Consider the following 6,135-nt stretch of genomic DNA (forward strand, 5'->3'; position numbering starts at 1 on the left):
ATGAGGGTAGCGATTGTAGGCTCACGGTCTATCACGATGGATTGTTATTCGGACATATTGCAGTACATCCCGCGCGGAGCAAGCGAAATTGTCTCCGGCGGTGCTGAAGGTGCAGATGAACTTGCACAGAAATATGCACAGCGTGCCCATCTTCCCTTAAAAATTTTCCATCCGAATTATGCGCGTTTTCGCAAGTCTGCACCGCTCCAACGCAACATTGAACTCATCCGGTACAGTGATTATGTTCTTGTCCTGTGGGATGGCAAATCGCGCGGAACCGCACATGTCATCGATAACTGTATTCGAGAGTATACCCCGGTTCATGTACTGATTATCCGCGACGGCAAACTGGTGCAGACGCTGTTCGGACAGAAAGACGGATATCTATTATCCCCTTCCAGAGAATAATCCCATCTGCCACGCACCTGACAACAGGATTCTGCCCATCAGACAGTCCGTCCGTACCAGCATAAATAAAATCAATAAACAGGATTTATCCAAAAATCTGCCCCGCAAATCCAACTCATGGCTGCGGGGCTTTGCTATTGCTTCCCATTTGGTTTCTTTGGAATTTTCATCTGCTGCGCCGCCTTGTCTGTTCTGCCAGCGACAACGCAGCATGCATATACAATCAACACGCTGACAATTGCAGCGGTCGCCAGAACGGCGCGGATTATTTGAATCATACTGCCTCCTTATACTCCGCCAGCGTATCGTACGCCCATTGACCGATGCTGTGCACACGCCAGTCAGCACGCGCTTCCGCAAGCAAACAATTCATATTTACACACTTTGCTGTTCTCCATTTTCAGCCGCTCCCGAACACCTGCAACATTTTGACTCAGACTGCGATGAATATTGCCCTGAATTTTCCTTCTTCCCATCTGCATGATAGTTTTTGTGTCCTGCATCCATGATATGCACGCATCTTTGCTTTGTTGTTTATAATAACGAATTTATATTTTTTGTAAACAGTAAATTTATACTTCCCCTGTGTATTGTGTGGAACAATCGGCGTTTTTTCCGCAGCTGGTGTTATACAAACCCACTCGTCATAGACAGATCCAAAGAAAATCTCCCTCCTGTCACCCGCTGAAATGCAGGTAACAGGAGGGAGATATGGTATAAATCTGTTTTAAGATGCTAAGAAAGCTGCAAAACCAGCAACTTACTTGTTCATAGCAGCAGCTACGTCAACTGCAACAGCAACGGAAGCGCCAACTATCGGATTGTTGCCCATAAGAAACAATTTATACTCAGAATATCAAATCTGAACTTACTATCCCTTATTGTATGGTAATTTTGCCTTTTTCCCCGATGAAAATAAACTTGTTTGAGCCATTCATATTTTCTTGTATTTTACAGTGCTTTGCTCGTATGTGGACGTATTGTGGACGCGATATGGGTTAAGCTGTCAGTCTCTTTATATATAATAACATACGCTCGGCTACTAATGGGCGCATTTTTTATGTCTTTCCTTTGTGTCTGTCTATGTAATTGAATACAGCAGCCTTTATCCCATCATCCGGTAACTGATCCAGCGCATAGTCCCTATAGCTGCCCACATAGTATTCATGATATCGTTTCTTTTTCAGCTCCCGCCAGATTTCCGGGCGATATTTACGCTGGTAAACAACATAAGTAATAAAATTTTTGTATGGCTTTTCGCGTACAACATAGTAGCTCTTCATTTTTGTCACCTGCCTTTGCTCCACCAGATTATGCTTTATGTATTCGTGGGTATTAAAAAAAGTAGATAGACTTGCAATCAGCGAGCCAATACATTCACCAAGAACAAGCCTATCCATTAAAAAGGAAAGAGAAGAAAAATATGAAACGGTAATTTATGTAAGTAAAACCGGAAGCAAAACGGAAAGCCAAACCGAACATAAAAACCGGACACATCTTTTGTATTCATAAACAGGCGGAATGTCCGCACAATATATAAAGTTGATCCTGCGCTGATTTGTTTCTTGTAATTTACAAGGGCTTTGGCTTTCATCCCTTATTATTTAATGATATACATGCAAATTCATTCACATTTTGTGACATTTCCAAGTATACATATCAAAAAAAGTATGCTGTCTAATTCTTAAAAAAATAAGTTTAATTTTAAATCTTCAAACTTTCTCAGTCATTTCCTCCACATTTTGAAGTATTTTTGTCATTTTTCGGTCTATTTCTTCGATTTTTGCAATGATATATACCGGTTTTATGCTATGTTTTTTGAACCAATATTATGATATGTTTGAATTTCAAGCACAAATTGTGGAATATTGCCATGTTGTTATCATATGGGTTTAGTATTTTTCACTTCAAAACCAATCCTCCCAACCGTATATCCTAGTATTATAGTATGATATATTGTTAAAACATACTATATTTTTTTGTTAGTAATTCCCACAATTAAAAGCCATAAATCAATATATTATACCTAAAAAAGTTTGAATAAGGTAGAAGGTGAAATGTTCCCTCTTGTACAAGGTCTTGAATCTCCTGCGGAAGTTTTGTGAGAGATTCTGCGCGTTTTATTACATCAACAGAATATCCATACTGTTCTGCTAATTCTTCCTGCGTAATGCCAAAACCGCCATTGGCGGTTTTGCCACCTGTGTATTGACTCCCTCGATTCCGCGGCAAGTTCTTCCTGAGTGCGCGGATGTTCTTTATCAAATAGAACATTGTTCGTTCTGATTCCCGCACTTTTGCGATTCCCACCATTCTTAATCCCATACAGTCTTTCCAGCTTCATAATTCGTCTGCCAAGTATTCTTCCTCTGTAAATGGTATTTTGCTCGAAGTGCCATTGGCTCTTGAAGCATATTGATTCGCGCCAGTTCCGCCTGCACCACCTTGATCCAGCGTGGAAAAATTTCCCTATTGAGTAATTGCCTGTCTTTCTTTTGCCTTTGCAGACTAAACAGAAGTATTGTACATCTTGGCTAATTCTTCCTTAGATATGCCAAAACCGCCATTGGCGGTTCTGCTACCTGTGTATTGATTACCTCTATCCCGCGGCCAACTCTTTAGGTATGCGGATTACTAAATAGGGTTCCGACAATGTCGGAACCCTATTTAGGACTTTGACATTGTCAAAGTCCTCTTTTACGAACTGGTTATTCCCATGCTTAATCCCATAATATTTTTCCTATATAATATAGATAATATATATGTATATACCTTGCACAAATCAGGATCGCCGCCCAGACTTTACAATAAGCCAATCCATTCACATAAACAACGTTAAAAAAGGGGGGTGGTTTGCGGCGATTTTGTGCAATTCCTATATATAAGGCATATGGAGTGGTATCATTTAAGTAGAGTCGGAAAACTCACCAAACTATGATAGAATAAGAACAAAGGAACGGTGAGAAATCATGGCAAGAAGCTACGATAAAGATTTTAAAGAAGAAGCATTGAAGCTCTCAGATGAAATCGGAGCAAAGAAGGCGGCTGACCAGCTTGGAATCCCCTACAATACAGTCACAACCTGGCGAGGTAAGCGAAAGAAATACGGAGATCAGGCATTTGTAGGAAGTGGTCATAAACAACTGCCGGCAAGCGAGCAGGAACGAAGAATGCTTGAGCTGGAGAAGGAAGTCAAAGAGCTCCAACGAGCTAACGATATACTTCAGGAGGCTCTTGGTTTTTTCGCAGCGCGCCGAAAGAAGTAAAAGCACATGAGCGATACCGCTTTATCCACTCTATACAGACAGATTCAGATAAGGAGTGGAGTGTGGAACTATTATGCAGAATTCTTCATGTAAGCGAATCTGGATATTATCGATATCTGAAGAATCTCAGTAAGCCGTCTAAGGACGCGCTTCTTTCGGCGGCAATAGACAGGATTATGAATGAATCCGATTATAATGACAATTACGGCGTGGAACGAATGCAGCTTGCCTTGGAGCAGAACGGATTCCACACAGGAAAACGTAGAATCAGGCGAATTATGCACGAAAAAGGTCTGATTCACGGCAGACCCAGACGTCCGCATGGTTTAACACGGGTACTCCGTAGAATTTTGTGTAAGCGATATTCGACAAATGTCAAGAATGGTGCAGTTTTCTGCGCATGTGCTGGCCTGAATTCCCTTGGCTACCGTTCTCCCGTGCAGGCTCTGCAATATGCGCGCCCGCAGGGCGTGAATGCTGCCAGAGCCTGCCGGGAAGCCTACAGCCTGGGAATCAGGTAACGCTGCGGTCGGCGAACATGATCTCCAACTGGCTCAGAATCAGATCCCAGTTCTGGCACCGGGCATGCCAGTGCTTCACAATCCGCTGTGAGGCCAGATAAAGCATCCGGCGCAAGGAATCGTCGTTGGTGAACGACGGCTTGTTCTTCGTCATTTGCCGGAACTGGCGGTTCAGCCCCTCAATAATGTTCGTCGTGTATATGATCTTCCGAATCTCCATGGGATATTCGAAGAAGGTGCTGAGCACGTCCCAATTCTCTTCCCAACTCTTGACGCAGGAAGGATATTGGCTGCACCATTTTTCTGCAAAGTTTTTCAGTTGTTGTATGGCCTCGTCTTCTGTCACTGCCGTGTAGATTTTCTTCAGATCGGCAACGACTTGACGGATGTCTTTGTAGCTAACATATTTGGTAGAACTGCGAATCTGGTGCACGATGCAGCGCTGCAGCCTTGCCTTGGGATAGACCGCCTCAATCGCCTGGGGCATTCCACAGAGACCATCGGTGCAGAACAGATAAACATCCAAAACTCCTCTGCTTTTCAGGTCATTCAACACATTTAGCCAAAATTTGCTGCTCTCGTGCTCTCCAATCCAGACACCTAAGATATCCTTCTGACCGTCCATCGTGATACCCAGCACTACATAGGCAGCCTTGGTCACATATCGGTGATCCTCCTTGACCTTGTAGTGGATAGCATCCATAAAGATAAATGGGTAGACCGGTTCCAGCGGGCGATTTTGCCAGGCTGTAACTTCTGGCATAATTTTCTCACTGATCTTTGTGACCAACTCAGGAGAAATGTCCACGTCATACAGGCTCTTGATCTGCTCTGCAATATCCCGCTGGCTCATCCGCAGGCGTATAGGGCCAGAATCTTGTCCTCCATCCCCTCCGCATTCCGACTATACTTGCCAATAATCTTTGGCTCAAAGCTGCCGTTGCGGTCACGCGGGACCCTGATGTCAATCTCGCCTAACTGGGTTTTTACTTTCTTCCGGGAATAGCCGTTGCGGTAATTCCTGGGTTGATCTCCTGCTGTAGGGGCAGAACGCTGGCATCTTTCATGACCGAGTTCCTCCTCCATCTCCACTTCCATCACCTGCTGAATGACGTCTCGGAACATCTCTTTCATAGCTTGCATGATGTCGGCTGTGCTGGTAAAGTGTTGGCTTTTCACGTATTCCCGTAATAAATCCTGTGGTACTCTCTGCATGATTATTGTCTCCTTTTCCGTTTAGGTGGTTGCTTCCATTCTTGACGGATTGGAGTTCAATCATACTGCCGAAGCTTGTCGTTTACACGAAATTTTCAGGGGTCTCGATTCCACACAGGAAAACGTAGAATCAGGCGAATTATGCACGAAAAAGGTCTGATTCACGGCAGACCCAGACGTCCGCATGGTTTAACACGCGCTGCCACCGAAATTCAAGAGGAGGAAAATCTGATCAAGCAGGATTTTCGGGCTGATACCCCGTATCAAAAACTGCTGACAGATATCACGCAGATCGGCTGCCTGGACGGAAAACTCTATATTTCCCCGATTATGGATTGCTTTAACGGTGAGATTCTTTCTCTTCAGATGGATGACAATATGCGAAAAGAACTTTGTATCAATACACTCAAGGCAGTTGCCTGCCGGTATCCGGTTCGAGGCGCGACACTTCATAGCGATCGCGGAAGCCAGTATACCAGCGAGGCGTTCAAGAAAAAACTTTCTGAATATGGTATGCTGCAGAGCTTAAGCGGTGTGGCACACTGCTACGATAACGCCCGAATGGAGAGCTTCTTCGCAACTTTGAAGAAGGAACTGCTCTATAGAATTCCTACTTACCGAATGCCAATGGCGGAGGTTAAATCTATTATCTTTCGATATGTGTTTATCTACTATAATCGGAAGCGAGTATATACTGTCTCTTATACACATCTCGCCGACCAGCT

The 6,135-nt window shown here is 43.9% G+C and carries 7 protein-coding genes and 1 pseudogene; 4 read left to right on the forward strand and 4 right to left on the reverse strand.

Annotated features, from left to right (window positions below; all coding sequences use genetic code 11):
• On the forward strand, positions 1-408 hold the full coding sequence (locus CBW42_RS05770) for an SLOG family protein (protein ID WP_108721048.1): 408 nt from the start codon (positions 1-3) through the stop codon (positions 406-408).
• A 134-nt stretch (positions 409-542) separates the two neighbouring features.
• On the opposite strand, the gene CBW42_RS14640 is transcribed toward CBW42_RS05770, so the two are convergent.
• The 3 genes from CBW42_RS14640 to CBW42_RS05780 all read right to left on the reverse strand — a co-directional run bounded on the left by CBW42_RS14640 (position 543) and on the right by CBW42_RS05780 (position 2,733).
• Complete coding sequence (locus CBW42_RS14640; RefSeq protein ID WP_165761079.1) at positions 543-686, reverse strand: hypothetical protein; 144 nt, start codon at positions 684-686, stop codon at positions 543-545.
• Between the two features lie 780 nt (positions 687-1,466).
• Positions 1,467-1,691: a hypothetical protein gene (locus tag CBW42_RS05775; protein WP_087018652.1), complete on the reverse strand. Its 225-nt coding sequence runs from the start codon at positions 1,689-1,691 to the stop codon at positions 1,467-1,469.
• Positions 1,692-2,406: 715 nt separating this feature from the next.
• Positions 2,407-2,733 carry a hypothetical protein gene (locus CBW42_RS05780; protein ID WP_087018654.1) on the reverse strand — a complete coding sequence of 109 codons (327 nt, stop codon included), beginning with the start codon at positions 2,731-2,733 and terminating at the stop codon, positions 2,407-2,409.
• A gap of 644 nt (positions 2,734-3,377) precedes the next feature.
• Between CBW42_RS05780 and CBW42_RS05785 the strand changes: the two genes are divergently transcribed.
• Both CBW42_RS05785 and CBW42_RS05790 read left to right on the forward strand, forming a co-directional pair.
• The gene (locus CBW42_RS05785) at positions 3,378-3,674 is read left to right on the forward strand and encodes a transposase (RefSeq protein WP_087017840.1); all 297 of its coding nucleotides are present in this window, start codon (positions 3,378-3,380) and stop codon (positions 3,672-3,674) included.
• A 62-nt stretch (positions 3,675-3,736) separates the two neighbouring features.
• Positions 3,737-4,195 (forward strand): IS3 family transposase, encoded by a 459-nt coding sequence (locus CBW42_RS05790; RefSeq protein ID WP_087018656.1) that lies wholly within the window; start codon positions 3,737-3,739, stop codon positions 4,193-4,195.
• On the opposite strand, the pseudogene CBW42_RS05795 reads toward CBW42_RS05790, so the two are convergent.
• Positions 4,188-5,410: pseudogene (locus CBW42_RS05795) on the reverse strand (IS256 family transposase). The gene CBW42_RS05790 and the pseudogene CBW42_RS05795 overlap by 8 nt on opposite strands.
• Positions 5,411-5,551: 141 nt before the next feature.
• Between CBW42_RS05795 and CBW42_RS05800 the strand changes: the two are divergent.
• Positions 5,552-6,135, forward strand: a 584-nt coding sequence (locus CBW42_RS05800) for an IS3 family transposase (protein WP_087018658.1), incomplete at its 3' end; no start/stop codon positions are given.

The sequence above is a fragment of the Butyricicoccus porcorum genome, assembly GCF_002157465.1.
In the GTDB taxonomy this organism is placed as follows: domain Bacteria; phylum Bacillota; class Clostridia; order Oscillospirales; family Butyricicoccaceae; genus Butyricicoccus_A; species Butyricicoccus_A porcorum.